General features: G+C 67.7%; 16 protein-coding genes and 1 tRNA gene. 10 read left to right on the forward strand and 7 right to left on the reverse strand.

Features of this window, described 5'->3' with window-relative positions:
* Positions 1-11 precede the first annotated feature (11 nt).
* Positions 12-476 (reverse strand): DUF805 domain-containing protein, encoded by a 465-nt coding sequence (locus AC1VV3_RS07395; RefSeq protein WP_132264976.1) that lies wholly within the window; start codon positions 474-476, stop codon positions 12-14.
* A gap of 567 nt (positions 477-1,043) precedes the next feature.
* Here AC1VV3_RS07395 and typA point away from each other — a divergent pair.
* Complete coding sequence (gene typA, locus AC1VV3_RS07400) at positions 1,044-2,873, forward strand: translational GTPase TypA (protein ID WP_132264974.1); 1,830 nt, start codon at positions 1,044-1,046, stop codon at positions 2,871-2,873.
* Between the two features lie 142 nt (positions 2,874-3,015).
* On the opposite strand, the gene AC1VV3_RS07405 is transcribed toward typA, so the two are convergent.
* Positions 3,016-3,891: an outer membrane protein gene (locus tag AC1VV3_RS07405; protein WP_132264972.1), complete on the reverse strand. Its 876-nt coding sequence runs from the start codon at positions 3,889-3,891 to the stop codon at positions 3,016-3,018.
* Positions 3,892-4,167: 276 nt separating this feature from the next.
* On the opposite strand from AC1VV3_RS07405, the gene AC1VV3_RS07410 reads away from it, so the two are divergent.
* The 3 genes from AC1VV3_RS07410 to AC1VV3_RS07420 all read left to right on the forward strand — a co-directional run bounded on the left by AC1VV3_RS07410 (position 4,168) and on the right by AC1VV3_RS07420 (position 6,693).
* Positions 4,168-4,551 (forward strand): hypothetical protein, encoded by a 384-nt coding sequence (locus AC1VV3_RS07410; protein ID WP_132264970.1) that lies wholly within the window; start codon positions 4,168-4,170, stop codon positions 4,549-4,551.
* Between the two features lie 263 nt (positions 4,552-4,814).
* Complete coding sequence (locus AC1VV3_RS07415; RefSeq protein ID WP_134095210.1) at positions 4,815-5,330, forward strand: hypothetical protein; 516 nt, start codon at positions 4,815-4,817, stop codon at positions 5,328-5,330.
* Between the two features lie 211 nt (positions 5,331-5,541).
* Positions 5,542-6,693 (forward strand): glycosyltransferase family 4 protein, encoded by a 1,152-nt coding sequence (locus AC1VV3_RS07420; protein ID WP_132264966.1) that lies wholly within the window; start codon positions 5,542-5,544, stop codon positions 6,691-6,693.
* 95 nt (positions 6,694-6,788) lie between these two features.
* On the opposite strand, the gene AC1VV3_RS07425 is transcribed toward AC1VV3_RS07420, so the two are convergent.
* Positions 6,789-7,226 carry a hypothetical protein gene (locus AC1VV3_RS07425; protein WP_431567304.1) on the reverse strand — a complete coding sequence of 146 codons (438 nt, stop codon included), beginning with the start codon at positions 7,224-7,226 and terminating at the stop codon, positions 6,789-6,791.
* 90 nt (positions 7,227-7,316) lie between these two features.
* Between AC1VV3_RS07425 and AC1VV3_RS07430 the strand changes: the two genes are divergently transcribed.
* The 4 genes from AC1VV3_RS07430 (at position 7,317) to AC1VV3_RS07445 (ending at position 11,570) form a co-directional block, all read left to right on the forward strand.
* Positions 7,317-8,642, forward strand: coding sequence for a replication-associated recombination protein A (locus tag AC1VV3_RS07430; RefSeq protein WP_132264962.1), 1,326 nt, complete (start codon positions 7,317-7,319; stop codon positions 8,640-8,642).
* A 65-nt stretch (positions 8,643-8,707) separates the two neighbouring features.
* Complete coding sequence (locus AC1VV3_RS07435; protein ID WP_431567357.1) at positions 8,708-9,571, forward strand: hypothetical protein; 864 nt, start codon at positions 8,708-8,710, stop codon at positions 9,569-9,571.
* Between the two features lie 69 nt (positions 9,572-9,640).
* Positions 9,641-11,401 carry a DUF885 domain-containing protein gene (locus AC1VV3_RS07440; protein ID WP_431567305.1) on the forward strand — a complete coding sequence of 587 codons (1,761 nt, stop codon included), beginning with the start codon at positions 9,641-9,643 and terminating at the stop codon, positions 11,399-11,401.
* Positions 11,402-11,494: 93 nt separating this feature from the next.
* Positions 11,495-11,570: transfer RNA gene (locus AC1VV3_RS07445), tRNA-Thr, on the forward strand.
* Between the two features lie 37 nt (positions 11,571-11,607).
* Here AC1VV3_RS07445 and AC1VV3_RS07450 read toward each other — a convergent pair.
* The 4 genes from AC1VV3_RS07450 to AC1VV3_RS07465 form a co-directional block, all read right to left on the reverse strand.
* Positions 11,608-12,624: a MarR family transcriptional regulator gene (locus tag AC1VV3_RS07450; RefSeq protein WP_431567306.1), complete on the reverse strand. Its 1,017-nt coding sequence runs from the start codon at positions 12,622-12,624 to the stop codon at positions 11,608-11,610.
* 85 nt (positions 12,625-12,709) lie between these two features.
* The gene (gene hemH / locus AC1VV3_RS07455) at positions 12,710-13,738 is read right to left on the reverse strand and encodes a ferrochelatase (protein WP_431567307.1); all 1,029 of its coding nucleotides are present in this window, start codon (positions 13,736-13,738) and stop codon (positions 12,710-12,712) included.
* Positions 13,738-16,053 carry a molybdopterin cofactor-binding domain-containing protein gene (locus AC1VV3_RS07460; protein WP_431567308.1) on the reverse strand — a complete coding sequence of 772 codons (2,316 nt, stop codon included), beginning with the start codon at positions 16,051-16,053 and terminating at the stop codon, positions 13,738-13,740. The genes hemH and AC1VV3_RS07460 overlap by 1 nt, the downstream gene beginning before the upstream one ends.
* On the reverse strand, positions 16,053-17,021 hold the full coding sequence (locus tag AC1VV3_RS07465) for an Mrp/NBP35 family ATP-binding protein (protein WP_132264952.1): 969 nt from the start codon (positions 17,019-17,021) through the stop codon (positions 16,053-16,055). The genes AC1VV3_RS07460 and AC1VV3_RS07465 overlap by 1 nt, the downstream gene beginning before the upstream one ends.
* Positions 17,022-17,173: 152 nt before the next feature.
* On the opposite strand from AC1VV3_RS07465, the gene hflK reads away from it, so the two are divergent.
* Both hflK and hflC read left to right on the forward strand, forming a co-directional pair.
* Positions 17,174-18,451, forward strand: coding sequence for a protease modulator HflK (gene hflK, locus AC1VV3_RS07470; RefSeq protein ID WP_431567309.1), 1,278 nt, complete (start codon positions 17,174-17,176; stop codon positions 18,449-18,451).
* On the forward strand, positions 18,451-19,290 hold the full coding sequence (hflC, locus tag AC1VV3_RS07475) for a protease modulator HflC (RefSeq protein ID WP_431567310.1): 840 nt from the start codon (positions 18,451-18,453) through the stop codon (positions 19,288-19,290). The genes hflK and hflC overlap by 1 nt, the downstream gene beginning before the upstream one ends.
* Positions 19,291-19,363: the final 73 nt, after the last annotated feature.

Raw genomic sequence — 19,363 nt, forward strand, 5'->3', positions numbered from 1 at the left:
CCGGCGCCGCCTCAGGCGAAGACTTCGGCGCCGGTGGGATCGCGGGGATCCATGCCGAAACGGTTGGGACCGGGCGTGCCGGGCAGGCAGGTGATTACGAAAGAAGCGATGGTCGCGATCCAGCCCACAAAGGGAATCAGCCCCAGCACGATGAAGCCGAGATACCACCAGCCGCTCATGTCACGGTCGTGGAATCGGCGCACGGCAACGGCGATGCTCGGAATGAAGACCGCAAGGCTGTAGAGACCGGCCAGGCCGATCAGGACGAAAAATCCGGTGCCGAACAGCAACGAGGGATCGCCGCCCTGCTCGATCTGCTGGAAAGCGCCCAAGGACAGGCCGAGCCCCATCGAGATGCCGAAAATCACCGCGAAGACGATGAAGTTGAGCAAGGCGAAGCCCCAGTATTCGATGCGAAGCGAACGGCCCGAAAAGTCGGCATAACGCTTGAATGGCATGATCATGTATTCGAACATGTTTTCCCCCTCAGGTTCGACAGCGTGTTCAAGGACTTGCACTATAGACGCCCGCTTCGGGACGGCAAGCCGCGCATGGCAGGCCCTGCGAACAGCCGCTGAGGTCAAGGAACGCCAAAGGAAAAGGGGCGCTCGGGCAAGACCCGGCGCCCCTGGCTGAGTTTGCGTTCCCTTGCGTCTCCTCCCTGCCGCGCGGGTTCGCCTTGTCACGCTCCGGCTGTGTGCCGGTAACGCGCCGCCGCGCCCGTAGAGGCGCAGCTGGATTCTTTATCGTCGGTCTGGCGAAGCCGCCCTTGCTGGGGGAGCCTTCGGCATTCCTCTCCCGGCGGCGGTGCTCTTTTCGGTCACCGTCTCACCCTGATTACGAAGCCGACCCTAAAAGGATAAAGCGGGCAAAACAATCACTCATGCGGCTGATCCTCCGCTTCCCGTTCGATTGTGACACAGGCGCAACAATTGCGCAGGGCCGCTCCGCGCTTGCCGGATTTGCATAGATCGGCTAATGGCGCGCCAATTTTGCGGTGCAGCATGCGCCGCTGGCCAACTCCTCGAACCGATAGGCACTGCATGTCCGCCCCGCTTCCCTTGCGCAATATCGCGATTATCGCGCACGTCGACCACGGCAAGACCACTCTTGTCGACCAGCTCTTCCGCCAGTCCGGCACCTTCCGCGACAACCAGCGCATCGAAGAGCGCGCCATGGACTCGAACGACCTCGAAAAGGAGCGCGGGATCACGATTCTCGCGAAGCCGACTTCGATCGAGTGGAACGGCTACCGCATCAACATCGTCGACACCCCCGGCCACGCCGACTTCGGCGCCGAAGTCGAACGCATCCTCTCGATGGTCGACGGCGTCGTCCTGCTGGTGGACAGCTCTGAAGGCGCGATGCCGCAGACCAAGTTCGTCACCGGCAAGGCGCTGGGCCTCGGCCTGAAGCCGATCGTGGTCGTCAACAAGATCGACCGTCCCGACGGCCGTCACGCCGAAGTGCTGGACGAAGTGTTCGACCTCTTCGTCAGCCTCGACGCCAATGACGAGCAGCTCGACTTCCCGACCCTCTACGCTTCGGGCCGTAACGGCTACGCCGGCTACGATCCGGACGCCCGCGAAGGCGACCTGACGCCGCTGTTCGAAAAGATCGTCGAGCACGTTCCCGCGCCCGACCTCGACCAGGACGCGCCGTTCTCGTTCCTCGCCACCCTGCTCGACCGTGACAACTTCATGGGCCGCGTCCTCACCGGCCGCGTCCAGTCCGGCAAGCTGAAGGTCAACGACCCGATCCGCGCCATCGACATGGACGGCAAGGTCATCGAAGTCGGCCGCGCCACCAAGGTGCTGTCGTTCCGCGGCCTCGACCGCGTGCCCGTGGAAGAAGCCCGCGCCGGTGACATCATCGCGCTGGCCGGCCTCGAAAAGGCCACCGTGTCGAACACCATCGCCGATCCTTCGGTCACCGAGGCGATCCAGGCCCAGCCGATCGATCCGCCGACCCTGGCGATGCGCTTTGCCGTCAACGACTCGCCGCTCGCGGGCCGTGAAGGCGACAAGGTCACCAGCCGCATGATCCGCGACCGCCTGATGCGCGAAGCGGAAACCAACGTGGCCATCCGCGTCACCGAATCGGCCGACCGCGACAGCTTCGAAGTGGCCGGTCGCGGCGAACTTCAGCTGGGCGTCGTGATCGAAACGATGCGCCGCGAAGGCTTCGAGCTGGGCATCAGCCGCCCGCGCGTGCTGTTCGGCAAGGATGAGAACGGTGGCCGCACCGAACCGTACGAAACCGTCGTGATCGACGTGGACGACGAGTTCTCGGGCACCGTCGTGGAGAAGATGCAGCGCCGCAAGGCCGAGCTTACCGACATGCGTCCTTCGGGCGCCGGCAAGACCCGCATCACCTTCTCGGCCCCGTCGCGCGGCCTGATCGGCTACCACGGCGAGTTCCTGTCGGACACCCGCGGCACCGGCATCATGAACCGACTGTTCGAGAAGTACGACAGCCACAAGGGTCCGATCGAAGGCCGCCAGAACGGCGTGCTGATCTCGAACGGCACCGGTGAAGCCGTCGGCTACGCGCTGAACAGCCTCGAAGATCGCGGCATCCTGTTCGTGAAGCCGCAGGAAAAGATCTACGAGGGCATGATCATCGGCGAAAACGCCAAGCCCGACGATCTCGAAGTGAACCCGATGAAGTCGAAGCAGCTGACGAACTTCCGTTCGACCGGCAAGGACGACGCCATCCGCCTCACCCCGCCCCGCGTGATGACGCTGGAGCAGGCGATCGCCTACATCGACGACGACGAAATGGTCGAAGTGACCCCGCAGTCGATCCGTCTGCGCAAGGCCTTCCTCGACCCGAACGAGCGCAAGAAGCAGAGCCGCAAGAAGGATTCCTGATCCCTCGGCGCTTCGGCGCCGCAGTTCAGGCTCTCTTGAGACGAACATGGAAAGGGCGGCAACCTCGCGGTTGCCGCCCTTTCTTTATGTGGGGCCTTGTGCCGGCCCTCTCCCAATCTCGGGCAATCTCAAGGATGCGCGGTCAGAACTGGAAGCCCACCGTCGCGCGCAGCGAGTGATACGAGAAGTCCTTGTTCGAACCCTTGATGTTGGTCGAACCCGAATCGATCAGGAACGGGTTGGTCGCCGGTGCGGTGCCGGGGCCGACTTCCACGTTGTACTTGTTGTCGTTGTAGCGGTTGTAGAGATACTCGAGGCCGAGGCTGACGTTGCGGGCCACCATGATCTCGCCGCCGCCGCCGGCCTGCCAGCCCCAGACCAGCTTGTTGTTGCGCTGGGGGTCGAAGGAATTGGCGGTGTTGGTGGTGAGGAAGCTGTGGTCCAGCTTGGCCACGCCGCCGCCGCCGGTCACATAGAACAGCGCGCCGCCGCCCGGGGTATAGCCGGCGCGGACGCGGGCCGAAAGGCCGTAGTCCAGCTTGCGCTGGATCGTGTAGCTGGCAGGCGTGGTGCTGTAGCCCGAGGTCGCGTCCTTGGCGTCGCTCTTCACGCCTTCGACGAGGCCGCCGAGCACGAAGTTGTTGCCCATGCGCTTGTCGTAGCCGAAGCGCACGCCGTATTCGGCGCCGTCCTTGTCGCTGCGGCAGCCACCGTCCGGCGTGGCGCCCAGGGCGCGGCCGTTGCAGAAGCCGGGGCTGAAGGCATTGGCGCCGGCTGCGGTGTTCACGGTGTTGTCGTAGCGGCCGTCTCCGTCCGTATCGAAGCGCAGGCTGTCGCCGCCATCGTTGCCGCGGGTGGAAAGGCCGCCGAAGGCCTGAACATAGGGGCCGTCGAAGTGGCTGTCGCGAGCGGGGGTGTCGGTGGCGATGGGAGCATCGCTGTCCTGCGCCATGGCCGGGAAGGCCGCGACGGCGACCGCGAGGCCGATCGCCGACGAGAGGAGGCGGGCAGTGTTCATTTGGTAATTTCCCTGTCAAATTTCGTACTTGGCCCTCCCCGAAGTCCAAGCTGCCGTTTTTGTTTCCTTTTCTGCGATGAAGTGAGGAGCGCTTTCCGATGGGCCGAGCAAATGGCGCGGAGGCGTTCCGATCGATTCATACAAAGTCGTACAAACCTGAACGGAATCTGCCGATGTCGCTTCGATGCGGTTCAGCTAGGCAGGCGTAGAAGAAACTCAACAAGGGACGAGACCCCGGCCCCACCGGAGCCCCTGCCCAGCAAGGAGTTTCGTACAATGACATTCTTCCGCAACGCCACGCTTGCCACTGCCCTCGCTGCCACCGCCTTCGCCACGGCAACCCCGGCCATGGCCCGCGACCACTATCGCCACAATGACAATACCGCCGCAGTCGCCATCGGCGCCGGCGTGATCGGCGTGGCCCTGGGCGCGATCATCGCTTCCAGCAGCAACAACGACCGCTATCGCAACGACGATCGCTACTACAACAGCGGCTACTCTTACGGTCCGGCCTATAGCAGCAACTGGCAGTACCGCGACGGCTGGTACTGGGACGGCAATGGCGGCCGCCACAGCCGCGACGACTACGACCGTTACCAGCGCGGCGACTATCGCCGCGGCTACGACCACGATCGCGGCGACTACCGCCGCGGCTACTGATCGCCGAAAGCCCCCGACGATCGGGGCCTCGCGGATAAACCCCTCTCCGCCTGGCCCCGGGAAATCGGGAAACCGAGACGCCCGGCCACCCCTACGGCCGGGCGTCCTTGTTTCGGCGGCAGCATCATGGCGACGGCGCCGCGCGGCTCGTCGCATGTGACGTCAAGTTCACGCGAAGTTCACTGGCCAGGGCGAAATCTCGGGGTCCGACATGCCCGCCGATTCCGCCGTAACTTGGTTGGCCCGGATAGGAGTGCGATAAGATGAAACTGAACTGGAAGTCCCTGGGGCTGGCGACGGCTCTGGCCGCATCGGCCCTCACGGCATCCGCGCCTGCCATGGCGCGGGACTACTACGACCGGGGCGGCAACGATGCCGCCATCGCCATCGGTGCAGGCGTGATCGGCCTGGCGCTCGGCGCCGCGCTCGCAGACCGCGACGACGGCCGCTACTACGATCGCGGCTATTACGGCTCCCGCCGCTACGTCACCGTGCGCGACCGGCCCGGTTACTACTACTATTACCAGGGCGCGCCGAACCGCTACTACCGCGATCGCTACTACGACCGGTACTATGCGCCCTACTACCGCGAGCGCTGGGGCGGCCGCGACCGCTGGCGCGATGGCCGCCACGCGTGGCGCGACGACCGCCGTGGCTGGCGCGACGACCGCAACCGGTGGGACCGCGGCCGTGACGGCTGGCGCGGCGATCGCCGCCATGACGATTACCGCCGTGACGACCACCGGCGCGACGATCACCGCCGTGACTGGCGTCGCTAAGGGCTGACCCCGAAGACGGGCCATCCACCAAGGGATGCCGCCGGACTGCCGAACCGCAGTCCGGCGGCGTCCTGCCTTCGGCGCAGAAGACCGTTTATCGGCCATCTGCGCTTATCCGGCGCGCCGAAGCAGCGGTTTTCCTCAGGAACGGCGCGGCATCTGTGAAGCCCACTCGCCAATCTCGGCGGGGAACGCTATGGGGCTGCCCACCATGGAAACCGCCGACCTGCGCATTGCCCTGTTTTCGGGCAACTACAACTATGTCCGAGACGGCGCCAACCAGGCGTTGAACCGCCTCGTCGGCTATCTGCTGCGCCAGGGCGCCCAGGTGCGCGTCTATGCGCCAGTGGTGAAGAAGCCCGCGTTCGAGCCGACCGGAGACCTGATCGGCATTCATTCGCTGCCGATCCCCAACCGCCCCGAATACCGCGTTCCGCTGGCCATCTCGTTCAAGGCGCGGCGCGACCTGAAGGCCTTCGCGCCGAATGTCGTCCACGTATCCTCGCCCGACCCCGTGGGCCATCAGGCCGTGTCCTGGGCGCGTGCGCGCAACCTGCCGGTACTCGCCTCGGTCCACACCCGGTTCGAAACCTACTTGCGCTATTACAACATGGCCTGGGGCGAACCGGTGGTGGAGGCGATGCTGCGCCGCTTCTATCGCCGCTGCGACGCCCTGGTCGCTCCTTCGGAATCGATGGCCCAGCTCCTGCGCGAACAGCGCATGAACTACGACGTCTCGATCTGGTCGCGCGGCGTCGACCGCGACATCTTCCATCCCGAACGCCGGGACCTGGCCTGGCGCCGCGCACAGGGCATCGCGGACCATGAAGTGGTCGTCGGCTTCCTGGGCCGCCTGGTCATGGAAAAGGGCCTCGACGTCTTTTCCGACACGCTGGACGACCTGCGCCGCCGCAATGTCGCTCACCGGGTCCTCGTCGTGGGCGAGGGTCCGGCGCGCGAATGGTTCCAGGCCCGCCTGCCGCAGGCGGCCTTCGTCGGCTTCCAGCAAGGCGAGGGTCTCGCCCGCGCGGTCGCGAGCATGGACGTGCTGTTCAACCCCTCCGTCACCGAGACGTTCGGCAATGTCACGCTGGAGGCCATGGCCTGCCGCCTCCCGGTGGTGGCGGCCGCGGCCACCGGCAGCCAGAGCCTGGTCGACGACCATGTCTCGGGCAGGCTGATCCCGCCGGGCGCCATCCACCAGTTTGCCGAAGCGCTGAAGGCCTATATCGAAGACCCGGCCCTGCGCGCCAGCAACGGCCTGGCAGGCGAAAACCGGGCGCTCGATTTCAGCTGGGACCGCATCAACCAGGACGTGGCCGATACCTACTTGCGCCTCGTGCGCCAGCGCCTGCGCCGCTGAGCGCGTCCCCGGCCAGCCTCTTTCCGCTCAGCCTCTTTCCGCTCAGCCTCTTCCCGCTCAGCCTCTTCCCGCTCAGCCTCTTCCCGCTCGCCCTATCAGCGCAGCACGCCGATCCGGCGCAGCCGGATCGCGTACCAGAGCAGGAACACCGCGATCGCCCAGATCGCCAGGGTAATGCCGATGCTGGCGGGGCTGGTCAGCATGGCGGGCGTCCGGGAGACGAAGGGATAGATCTGGTTCACCGCCAGCCCCAGCAGCGAAATCGTGAACGCCGCCACCGCCCAGCGCGAACGCAGGAGCAGCAACAGCGATCCCGCCAGCCCGCCCCAGACCCCCAGCGCCCAGGTCGCCACGGTCCAGCTCGGCGCAGCGTCCAGCCAGTCGATCATCTCGGGGGAAAGCGGCGCCATCCATGCCGGATTGCGCGTCACCGTCATGGAAAAATCGGTGCAACCGAAGGCGTTCCACACCAGCGCCAGCACGCCGACGATCCACAGGTGGCGCGGGGCCCTGACGCGCAAGGTTCCGATCATCGCTGTGCCTCCCTGCCTGCTTCAAGCCGGCAAGGATACGCGCCTCGGCCAGACGATGCAATTCTGCGGGACAATGGCTAGATAGGTCCCATGGCCGACCTTTTTGCCGACGACCTTCCCCCGTCCCCCACGCCCGACACCCCGCGGGAAGATGCCCCGCTTGCCGATCGTCTCCGCCCGCGCACGCTGGAGGACGTGGTCGGACAGGAGCACCTCACCGGGCCGGAAGGCCCGATCGGCCGCATGGTGGCGGCGGGGCGGCTTTCCTCGATGATCCTCTGGGGGCCCCCCGGCACGGGCAAGACCAGCACCGCGCGGCTGCTGGCCGATGCGGTGGGCATGCGCTTCACGGCCGTCTCGGCGGTGTTTTCGGGCGTGGCCGACCTCAAGAAGGCTTTCGCCGAGGCCGACCTGGCTGCCCGCGCGGGCCAGCGGACCTTGTTGTTCGTGGACGAGATCCACCGGTTCAACCGCGCCCAGCAGGACGGCTTCCTGCCCTTCGTGGAGCGCGGCACCGTCACCCTGGTCGGCGCGACGACGGAGAATCCCAGCTTCGCGCTCAACGCCGCCCTGCTCAGCCGCGCCCAGGTGCTGATCCTGCACCGCCTCGGCGCAGAGGCGCTGAACACGCTGCTCGGCAAGGCCGAGGCGCTGGAAGGCCCGCTGCCCCTCGATGACGACGCCCGCGCGGCCCTGGTTGCCTCTGCCGACGGCGACGGGCGCTTCCTGCTCAACCAGGCCGAGACACTCTACGCCGCGCAGATCCCGGAGCCGCTCGACCCGGCCGGGCTCGGCCAGTTCCTGCAGCGGCGCGTGGCCGTCTACGACAAGGACCGCGACGGGCACTACAACCTGATTTCGGCGCTTCACAAGGCAGTGCGCGGATCGGACCCTCAGGCCGCGCTCTATTATCTGGCACGCATGATGACCGCCGGCGAGGAGCCGCTGTTCCTGCTGCGCCGCCTCGTCCGCATGGCCAGCGAGGACATCGGCCTGGCGGACCCGCAGGCCCTCGCGCAGTGCCTGGCGGCCAAGCAGGCGTATGAGTTCCTCGGCTCGCCCGAAGGCGAACTGGCGATCGCGCAGGCCTGCCTCTACGTCGCCACCGCGCCGAAATCGAATGCCGCCTATGTGGCCTGGAAGGCCGCGGCCCGCTCGGCGCGCGAGACCGGTTCGCTGATGCCGCCGGCCAATATCCTCAATGCGCCGACCAAGCTGATGAAGGACATCGGCTACGGCAAGGACTACGCCTACGACCACAATGCGCCGGACGGCTTCTCCGGCGACGACTACTGGCCCGAGGACATGGAGCCGCAACGCTTCTACGAGCCGGTCGAGCGCGGCTTCGAACGCGAGATTCGCAAGCGCCTCGAATGGTGGGACCGCAAGCGGGCCGAGCGGCAGGGGCAGACCTGATGGACGAACGGGCCTAGGCCTTGCCCCGTCACTTGTCCGGCTCCCCGGCCCGTTTCCGGCACTTCATGGCCATCGACTGGTCCGGCGCCCTCGGCCCGCGCCAGAAGGGCATCGCCGTCGCCCTCTGCGGGCTGGAGGGCGCGCCGCGGCTGTTGCATCCTGCGGATCATCGCCACTGGTCGCGTGAGGCGGTGCTGCACCTGCTGCGGGACGACTTGCCGCAGGACACGCTGGTGGGGCTGGACCTCGGCATCTCGCTGCCTTTCGCCGATGCCGGGGCTTTCTTCCCCGATTGGCCGGCCAGTCCCCAGGACGCCCGCGCGCTCTGGGCACTGATCGATAGGGTCTGCGCCGAAGACGCCCATCTCGCCGCGGCCAGCTTCGTCGACCATCCCGAAATCAGTGCCTACTTCCGGCGTCACGGCGGCCGCGAAGGCCTGCGTTTCCACCTTCCCGGCGCAGGCCACCGCCGCGGACGCCTGCGCGTGACCGAACAGGCGCAGGCCCGCGCCGGGTGCAGACCCTATTCCAACTTCAACCTCGTGGGCGCCGCGCAAGTCGGCAAGTCCAGCCTCACCGGCATGCGCCTGCTGCACCGCCTGCGCGGCACGGTTCCGGTCTGGCCGATCGATCCCCTCCCCGTATCCGGCTCGGTCGTGACCGAGATCTACACCACGCTTGCCGCCGTCGCGGCGGGCCGCTCTGCCGGGCGGGCGAAAATGACCGACCATGCCGCGCTCGATACCGCGCTTGCCGCACTGGGTTCGCCGCCGACAGGGGGAACCGGCCCGATCGACGATCACAGCGCGGATGCCCTCCTCACCGCGGCCTGGCTGCGCACGGCGGCCCCGCGCGAAGACCTGTGGAAACCCCTTGATCTCACACCGGAACTGGCCAGGACGGAGGGCTGGACCTTCGGCGCGCCATAGCCCAGAACCTGTCCCCATCGGGGCCGCGAACGACCGGCCTCCAACATGACTGACAGGGACAGTTCAGCTATGAAACATGCACTGCTGGCGGGGATCGCCTGCCTTGCTCTCGGTCTGGGAGCACACGTCTCGAATGCGGCCCCCGCGCCCAAATCCGCTCCCCCAGCCACGCCCGCCGCCACCCCGGTATCGGTCGCGCTCGGCAAGCCGGCCACGCCGTGGAAGAGCTTCGTGAACCGGACGATAGAGAGCTGGATGGCGCAGGATCCCTCCTTCGCGGTCTATCAGGGCGCGCACCAGTTCGACGGCAAGCTGCCCGACTGGAGCCCCGCCGGGCTCAAGGCGCGCGGGGCATTCCTGAAGAAGGTGATCGCCGATGCCGGCGCCTTCGCCAGCCTTTCCGCCGAAGACCGCTTCGAGCGCGACTACCTGGTGCAAGTCGCCAAGGGCCAACTTTTCTGGCTGGAAGACGCCGACAAGCCGCACAACAATCCCGGCTTCTACATCGAGAACGGCCTCGACCCGAACGTCTACGTCAGCCGCGCCTATGCCGACAAGCCGACGCGCATGAAGGCCATGATCGCCTTCTTCAAGGCCGTGCCCACCGCGGCCGCGCAGATCCGCGGCAACCTGAAGACGGCGATGCCCGCCAGCTTCATCAAGCTCGGCACTGCGGGCTTCTCGGGCTTTGCGGAATATTACCGCGGCGACGCCCGCACCGCTTTCGCCGATGTGAAGGACGCCGCGCTCCAGGCCGAGTTCAAGGCCAGCTCGGAAAGCGCGGCCAAGGCCATGCAGGACCTTTCCGACTGGCTCGGCAAGGCCACGCCCACCCAGGACTTCGCGATGGGGGCTGAGCGCTTCTCGCGCATGCTCGCCGCCACCGAGGCCGTCGATGCCCCGCTCAGCGAGTTGGAAGCCGTGGGCCGCGCCGATCTCAAGCGCAACCAGGACCTGCTCAAGGCCGCCTGCGCCGAATATGCCCCCGGTAAGGACATCCAGGCCTGCTTCGACAAGATGCGCGCCGACAAGCCGGAAGGCGGCCCCGTCGCTGCCGCGCGCCTGCAGATCCCGGAACTGACCGCCTTCGTGCGCCAGCACGATATCGCCACGATCCCCGGCACCGAACAGGCGCTGGTGGAGGAAAGCCCGCCCTACAACCGCCAGAACTCGGCCTATATCGATCCCGCCGGGCCGCTGGAGAAGGGCATTTCCTCGGTCTACTACATCTCGCCGCCGGACCCTTCCTGGTCGCAGCAGATGCAACAGGACTACATCCCCGGCAAGAATGACCTGCTGTTCACTTCGGTGCACGAAGTCATGCCCGGCCACTTCCTGCAATTCCTGCACTCGAACCGCTCGCCCTCCTGGGTGGGCCGCCTCTGGGTGGGCTACGCCTATGCCGAAGGCTGGGCGCACTATGCCGAGGAAATGATGTGGGACGCGGGCCTGGGCAAGGGCGATGCCGGCGTTCACGTCGGCCAGCTGTCGAACGCGCTGCTGCGCAACTGCCGCTTCCTCTCGGCCATCGGTCTCCACGCGCGCGGCATGACGCAGGAACAGTCCAAACGCATGTTCATGGACGAGTGCTATCAGGACGAAGGCACAGCCGAGCAGCAGGCCGCGCGCGGCACTTACGATCCGGCCTATCTCAACTATACGCTGGGCAAGCTGATGATCCGCAAGCTGCGCGACGACTGGACCGCCTCGCGCGGTGGCCGCGCGGCCTGGAAGCCATTCCACGACCAGTTCCTGAGCCACGGCGGCCCGCCGATCCCCCTCGTGCGGCAGGCGATGATGCAGGAAGATGCGCCCCACGCGATTTTCTGAGCGGATATTTCATAAAAGCAACTGGACCGGCGCCCCTCCCTCGCGGTAAGGGCGCCGGACTTGTCGCGCGCATCGCTCATGCCGATGCGCCGGGCCGGCTTAGCTCAGTTGGTAGAGCACCTGATTTGTAATCAGGGGGCCACGGGTTCGAATCCTGTAGCCGGCACCACTTCCCGACATCCTTGGAAACAACGAAAGCCGCGGCTTCAGACCGGGAGCGCGCCCATCGAGGCGATCTCGCCGAAGTAGGCGGCCAGGCGGTCCGCGGCATCGCCCGTGAGTTCGATGAAGGCGCGGCGACGATCGTTTTCGTCGCAGACGCGCTGGAACAGGTTGGCCTGGACGAGCGCCCCGATCCAGCGCAGCGCCGTAGTGGGCGGAACGCCCGAGGCGATGCAGAGCGAGGTGACGGAGACTTGCTTGCCCTCCACCCGCGCCGCCGCGAGATCGAGCAGCATGTCCCAGGCGGGGTCCGCGAAGAACTCGCCTTCGATGAAGCGCGAACGCAGCTGGCGCTGGCGGATCACGCGGCGGATCAACCGGGCCTCGGGCAGCGCCGCCGTACTGGCAAGGGGGATCGCGCGTCCTGCCGCCATGTCGCGCGGTGATTGGCCCGACGGCGCCGCGCCGCGCGGCGCGGTGACGGCGCCCGCGGAACCGGACGATCTCGCGAAAGGCGATTCGGCCTCGCGCGGGGCCAGGCGGTCGATATGACCGGCGATCTGGCCCACTTGTTCGGTAAGGCGCAGCAGCATCAGCCGGTCGTCTTCGGACAGTTCCCTCAGGCGCGCGGCGGGAAAACCGGCCAGGACCTGCCCCAGCGCGATCACCCGCTCGGCGCGGTTGGGATCGACCAGCAGCAGCGGTGCCGACATGTCCATGCAGGCAAAGACGTCGTCGAGCGCGTCCACCGAAGTCGAGACGATCAGCCGCGTACCCCCGCCGGCCGCCTGCATGTCCAGCCGGGCGAGCGCCGCCATCGTAGCGGCATCGACCAGGGGACAATCGAGCAGGACCACGTCGGCCTGCGGCTTTCCTGCATTGCCGAGAAGCGCATCGAGAGGGGCGGCCACGGCAACATCGAGCCCGGCGCCCACGGCATCCTCACGCATGGTCGCGCGCAGATGCGGTCGGTCCGCGAAGATCGCCAGCGAGACCGCCCGGCCGCCGGATGCGTCCTGCTGCCCGCCATAGGTGAAATCGGCGAAGTCCCTATCCCGCATCTTCGTTCGCCCCCGCTCCGAAACCTGCCGACAACGGGTAGGACGAAGCCCGGGGGAGTCAACGCGAACTAAGGTTAAATCCTTGTTACCAGCCGGATAGCTCGCGCCTGACGAGGGCTTCGAGCATGTCCATGCCCGCGGCCCCGTCGTTCAGGCAGCCGAGCACGGCCATCGTCTCCCCACCCGCTTCCTCGAAGACTTCGCGCCCGCGAATCGCCAGTTCCTCCAGCGTTTCCACGCAGTCTGCCGAAAAGCCGGGCGCTGCTATCGCAAGGCGCCGTGTTCCGGCCTTCGCCTCGGCCGCCAGCACGTCTTCGGTCGAGGGTTCCAACCAACGTGCCCGGCCGAAGCGGGACTGGAAGCTCGTCTCGATCCGCAAGTCCGGACGGCGCCGGGCCAGGCGCTCGGTCAGCAGGCGGGCGGTTTCGAGGCAATGGGGATAGTAGGGATCGCCCAGGTCGGCCGTGCGCTGCGGCATGCCATGGAAAGAGAGCAACAGCACTTCGGGCCGGAAGTCCAACGCCTCCACCTGGCCCAGCAGGTCGGCCTCCAGGGCATCGATATAGGCGGGGTCGTCGAAATAGGGCGGCAGGGTGCGGATCGCGGGCTGCGCCCGCATCGTGCCCAGCGCCTCGCCCAGCTTGTCCATGACCGAAGCCGTGGTCGCACCGGAATATTGCGGATAGAGCGGCGCGATCAGGATGCGCTCGCAGCCGGCCTGCGTCATCGCCTCAAGCCGCGAGGGCAAGGACGGATTGCCGTAGCGCATGGCCCAGTCCACGCGCGCGCGCGCGCCCAGCCGCTCCTGCAACCGCCCGGCCTGGGCCCGGGTGATCGCGGCCAGCGGGGAGCCGTCGGGAGTCCAGACCTGCTGATAGGCATGGGCGGACTTGGCCGGACGGGTGCGCAGGACGATGCCGTGGAGGATCGGCTTCCAGGCGATGGCCGGGATCTCCACGACGCGCGGATCGGACAGGAATTCGGCCAGGTAGCGCCGCACCGCCGGGGCAGTGGGCGCATCCGGCGTGCCGAGGTTCACGAGGAGCACGCCGATCCCGCCATCGGCCTGTTCGGCGCGGCGCGGTTCGGCCGATTGCCGGTCTCTGGTGGCCATTACATATCCTCGGCAAAGAGCGGAAGGCGGCGGAAGCGGAGTCCCGTCGCCGAAAAGAGAGCATTGGCCACCGCAGGGGCAACCACAGCAACCCCCAGTTCGCCCGGATCGGCGGGGTCTTCCGTGCTCTCGATGAAGTCGACCTCGATCGCCGGGCAATCGGCAAGGGTCGGCAAGGCAAGGTCGGACAGGCGCTCCCCATCGGGCCGGCCGCCCGCATAGTTCGGGCTGCATCCCAGCGCGAGGCCCAGGCCGAAGACAAGCCCGCCCTCGACCTGTTGGCGGGCCACATCGTAGTTCACGATGCGGCCGATGTCCGCCACGGCGCTCAGCCGGTCCACGCGCACGCCGTTCTCGTCGCGCCGGGCGCTGGCGACCACGGCGATCCGGCCATCGCCGATGACGTGGCAGGCGATGCCCTGCCCGCTGTTGTCGCCGCCGCCGCCCCACTGCGCCAGGCCCGCCGCGCGCTGGAGGCATTCGGCCAGGCGCGGGTCATGCCCCAGCATCGCCATGCGGAACGACAGCGGCTCGCGCCCGGCCCGGTGCGCCAGTTCGTCCACGAAGCTCTCGTTGAAGAACGCGGTGTAGCCATGGGCATTGCCGCGCATCCGGCCGGTCGGCAGGCCGATCGCGGCCGGAATGTGGTCGACGGCCAGGTTCGGTACCGCATAGGCCGGAACCGCCCCTTCCACCGCCATCGGATCGGCAGCCTCGGCCACGGCGTCCAGCGCATCGAACGCGGACTCTCCCGAGAAGAAGCGCCGACCGAACGCGCGCGCCGTGGCCGGCGCGGCGATCCTTGCGCGCCAGCCGGTCGGCCGCCCTTCCGCATCGGGGCGGGCAGCCATGACCGCAACGGCCGGCACCCGCGGCAAAGTGGTGAAATGCTCCTGCCGCCGCGAGAAAGTAAGCTGAACCGGCCGCCCGGCCTCGCGGGCCAGAACCGCGACTTGCGCGGCATGGGCGCATTCCAGGCGCCGGTCGAAGCTGCCGCCGATCGGCATCGGATAGAGCACGACATCGACCGCCTGCAGACCCAGCGCACTGGCCGCAGCCACGCGGGCGGCCTCAGGCGCCTGAGTGCCGATCCAGAGTTCGAGGCGCCCATTCTCGTAGCGCGCGGTCGCGCTAGCCGTCTCGATCGTGGCATGGACGGCGGGAGCGACCTCGTAGCGGATCTGGACCGGCAGCGCGCCCGCGATGGCCTCCGCATCGCCCGCCATATGGAGGCGGCTGGGCGAGCCCATCGCCATCGCCTCGTCCAACGCACTGTCGACATCGCCGCTGTCGCTGCCCCGGGCAACGCGAAAACGGGGGCTGGCGCGGGTCAGCGCCGTCTCGGCCGTCCACCAGTCCTCGGCCAGCGCCGCCACCCAGTCCGGCCCTTTGACGAAACGGAGGAAGCCGCGCAGGTCCTTGCCCGCGCCATCGTCCAGGCCCGAGAGGCTCGCCTTGCCGATCGGCGCCTGACGGATCGCGGCGCGGACCATGTCCGGCAGGCGGACGTCGCCGGCGAAAGTCCACGATCCGTCCACTTTCGAGGGAAGGTCGAGCCGCGGGTAGCGCAAGGGAGCGCCGGGCAGGAATTCGCCGGGCTTCTCGGCCATGGCCTCGGCCCGCAGCGGGGGCGGGTCGGGCGGCGAGAAAGTCGCCGCTTCCGCAGCCAATGGTCCGAAATTCAGGCGCTTGCCCTCGTGCAGGACGAGGCCGCCGGACACTTCGCACGCCTCGGGCGCGACGTTCCAGCGCGCGGCAGCGGCCTGGACCAGCAAGGCGCGGGCCGAAGCGGCAGCCGCGCGGGCGGGGCCTTCATAGGCGGCAACTGCGGTACCGTCTGCCGTGGCGTTGAAGCGGTGATCCTCGGCCCAGCGGCGCGCGGCGAAGCTGTCCGGCGCTTCGGCCAGCGCTGGCATGGCGGGCATCCACAAGGGCGCCCACTTCGCGGCCAGCACGGCATTGGCATAAAGCGCGCTGACCGGCGCGGGTTCGACCGCCACCTGCCGCCAGTCCGCGCCGAGTTCGTACGCGACGATCTGCGGCAGCAGCGTCGTGACACCCTGCCCCATCTCCACTTGCGGCACCGCCACGCTGACCACGCCGTCCGCCGCGATCTTGATCCAGGCGCCAAAGGCATATTCGTCGCGGCCGGGTTCGAGCGGCAGCGGAAAGCGGCGGGGGCGCAGCAGGTAGCCCACCGCCAGCCCGCCGCCCGCGAGCGCGCCGACCAGGATCCCCCGGCGCGAGATCCGCGCGCCGGACACTGAGCGCTCGGAAGCATGCCCCCCGGAAACAGAGAGGCGCGGCCCGGCCATCAGTGGCTGTCCAGCCAATCCGAAACGCGCGCGGCAAGCGCGGCGAACGCCTCCGCCTGCGGTCCGTTTCCGGCCGCCGGGGGCGTGCCTGCATCGCTGTCGCGGCGGATGACGATGTCGAGCGGGATGCGGCCCAGGAAAGCCTGGCCCATGTCCCGCGCGGCCGCCTCGGCCCCGCCCGCACCGAAGGGATCGCTCACTTCGCCGCAATGGGGGCAGGCATAGCCCGCCATGTTCTCCACCACCCCGACGATGGGCACGCCGCTCTTTTCGAACAGCTCGATCGCGCGGGTCGCGTCCATCAGGGCCAAGTCCTGCGGCGTAGAGACGATCACCGCGCCGGCGGGCTTGAACTTCTGCAGCATCGTCAGCTGGACGTCGCCGGTGCCGGGCGGCAGGTCGACGACGACGATCTCGGCATTGTCCCAGTGGCCTTCCAGCAATTGAGTCAGCGCCCCGGCCACCATCGGCCCGCGCCAGGCGATCGCCTGGCCGGGCTCCAGCAGATTGGCCATCGACAGCACCGGCACGCCGAACGCGCTGGCCACCGGCACCAGCCGGCTTTCATGGGCCACGGGCCGCTGTCCCTCGGTGCCGAGCAACCGGGCCTGCGAAGGACCGTAGATATCCGCGTCCACCAGGCCGACCTTGCGGCCCATGCGGGACAGCGCCACCGCGAGGTTGGCGGCCAGGGTGGACTTGCCGACCCCGCCCTTGCCCGATCCCACTGCCAGGATGCGCCGCGAGGGTTTGTCCGCCATCACCGCCACGCGCACGTCGGCAACGCCGGGAGCGCCCTGCAGCGCCTCTGCGACACGGGCTTCCAGCCCGGCACGGTCCTGCACCGAAAGGCCGGTGGCATCGATCACGACGCTGGCCGTGCCCTCGGCCAGCCGCAGCGACTGGACGCGTTGGGCGACCTCGGCCGGCAGGAGCGCTTTCAGTCGATCGGCGTCCGGACTTGTCATCTCATCCTTTTCCAAAGCTTGGGGGAATTTGCGGTTCAGGTGGAGCACTGGGCGAAAAAGGGCAAGAGAGGCACTGTTTTTGTGCGAATAGCGCACCTATAGATAAGGGCATGAAAGCTATTGGTGATGCAATCTCGCCCGAAGGTCTTGCCATGAGCGGGCGCCAAAGCCCCTGGGGCGGTGACGGCGGGAACTCGGGCGACGGCCCGCGGGAGGGGTCCGAAGGCGGATCCGGCGACGGTCCGGCCGGCAGTTCCGGCGAAGGCCACGACGGCGGCTCCGATGAGGGCGCCTCTGGCGACGGCGAAGCGGCGAAAGGTCCGCGCGGCGAAATCCCGCCCCGCCCATCCGACCGTCCGGCCGACAAGAAGGGCCCGCGCAATCCCTGGCTTCCCAGCGGCGATACCCCGCCGCGTCGCTCCGCCGGTCTTGACGACATTTTCCGCCCGCGTGAACCGCGCCGCACCAGCGGCGGTGGCGGCGGCGGGTTCGGTCCCGGCGGCGGCTTTCCCAACATTCCGCGCCGCGCCGACGGCAAATCGTGGCTGCCGCTCGGCATCGGCGTGGCCGTGGTCGCGCTGCTGGCCATGAGCAGCGTCCACATGCTCGGCCCCAAGGACCAGGGCATCGTCACCCGGCTGGGCGGCTATTCGCGGACCATCGATTCCGGCCTCTCGCTGAGCCTGCCCTGGCCGATCGAGGCCGTGGACGTCAGTGACGTGCGCAGCTTCAAGGTCTATTCGATCCCCGACGGCGACGGCGAGAAGCTGATGCTGACCAGCGACAAGAACCTGGTCGACCTCAGCTATCTGGTCCGCTGGAACATCAAGAACCTGAAGGACTACAGCTATCGTCTCGCCGACCCGGAAGAGACGGTGCGCGAAGTGGCCGAAGCGGCGATGCGCGCCTCGATCGCGCAAGTCACGCTGAACCAGGCGCTCTCGGGCGCCGGCCGTGCCACCGTGGAGCAGGACGTGCGCGAACGCACCCAGCGCATCCTCGACTATTACCGCTCCGGCGTCTCGATCCAGGGTGTGGAAGTGAAGAAGGCCGATCCGCCGGCCAAGACCCGCGAGGCCTTCGACCAGGTCAACGTCGCCCAGCAGGAAGCCGACCGCGACCGCTCCAAGGCCCGCGCCTGGGCGCAGCAGACCCTGGCTCGCGCACAAGGCGCCGCGGCTTCGTTCGACAAGGTCTACGAACAGTACAAGCTCGCCCCCGAAGTGACGCGCCGCCGCATGTATTACGAAACGATGGAGGGCGTGCTGCGCGACAACGACGTGGTCGTCAGCGATTCCAAGAACATGACGTCCTACCTTCCCCTGCCCGAAGTCCGGCGCCGCCCGCCCGCCAGCGACGAAACCGTCGTGACCGTGCCCGCCGGCCCTGCCGCCGGTTCCGCGACCCCCGCCACCAAGGGAGGCCAGTGATGAACAGCTTCTGGCAGGACTTCAAGCTTCCCCTCGTGCTGGGCGGCGTGGCCGTGGTCGCGCTCATGATGAGCATGATCGTGGTGCCCGAAACCGAGCAGGCCGTGGTGGTTCGCACCGGCCGGCCGATCACCGTCTACAACCCGTTCAAGCCCAAGGCCGACTACGGGCAGACCGGGGCGGGCGTGCATTTCCGCATCCCCCTCGTCGACCGCGTGATCCGCATCGACAAGCGCCTGCTCTCGGTGGACATGCAGCAGCAGCAGGTGCTCTCCACCGACCAGCTCCGCCTGAACGTCGATGCTTATGCCCGCTACCGCATCATCGATCCGGTGAAGATGGTCGAAACCGCCGGCACGACCGAAAACGTCACGCAGCAGCTGGAGCCGATCCTTTCCTCGGTCCTGCGCCAGGAACTGGGCAAGCGCACGTTCGAATCGCTGCTCACGGCCGAGCGCGGCAAGGCCATGGAGAACATCCGCGACGGGCTCGACCGCGAGGCCCGCGAATATGGCGCCCAGGTCGTCGATGTGCGGATCAAGCGCGCGGACCTTCCCGAGGGCGCGCTGGAAAGCGCCTTCACCCGCATGCAGGCGGCCCGTACCGAGGAATCGCGTACGATCGCCGCGCAGGGCCAGAAGGATGCCCAGATCATCCAGGCCGAAGCCGAAGCGCAGGCTTCCAAGATCTATGCCGACAGCTTCGGCAAGGATCCGCAGTTCTACGACTTCTACCGCTCCATGCAGAGCTATTCGGTGACATTCGCCAAGGGCGACAACGGGAAGACCATCCTGCTTTCGCCCGACAACGCCTATCTGAACCACTTCAGGGAACCCTGACCGGCGCGAAGCGCTGAATGGCCGCCTATTCAAACCCGGTTAAGCTCTCACAGGTTCAATCGGAACAAGTCGG

The sequence above is a fragment of the Novosphingobium sp. BL-S-34 genome (assembly GCF_056857015.1).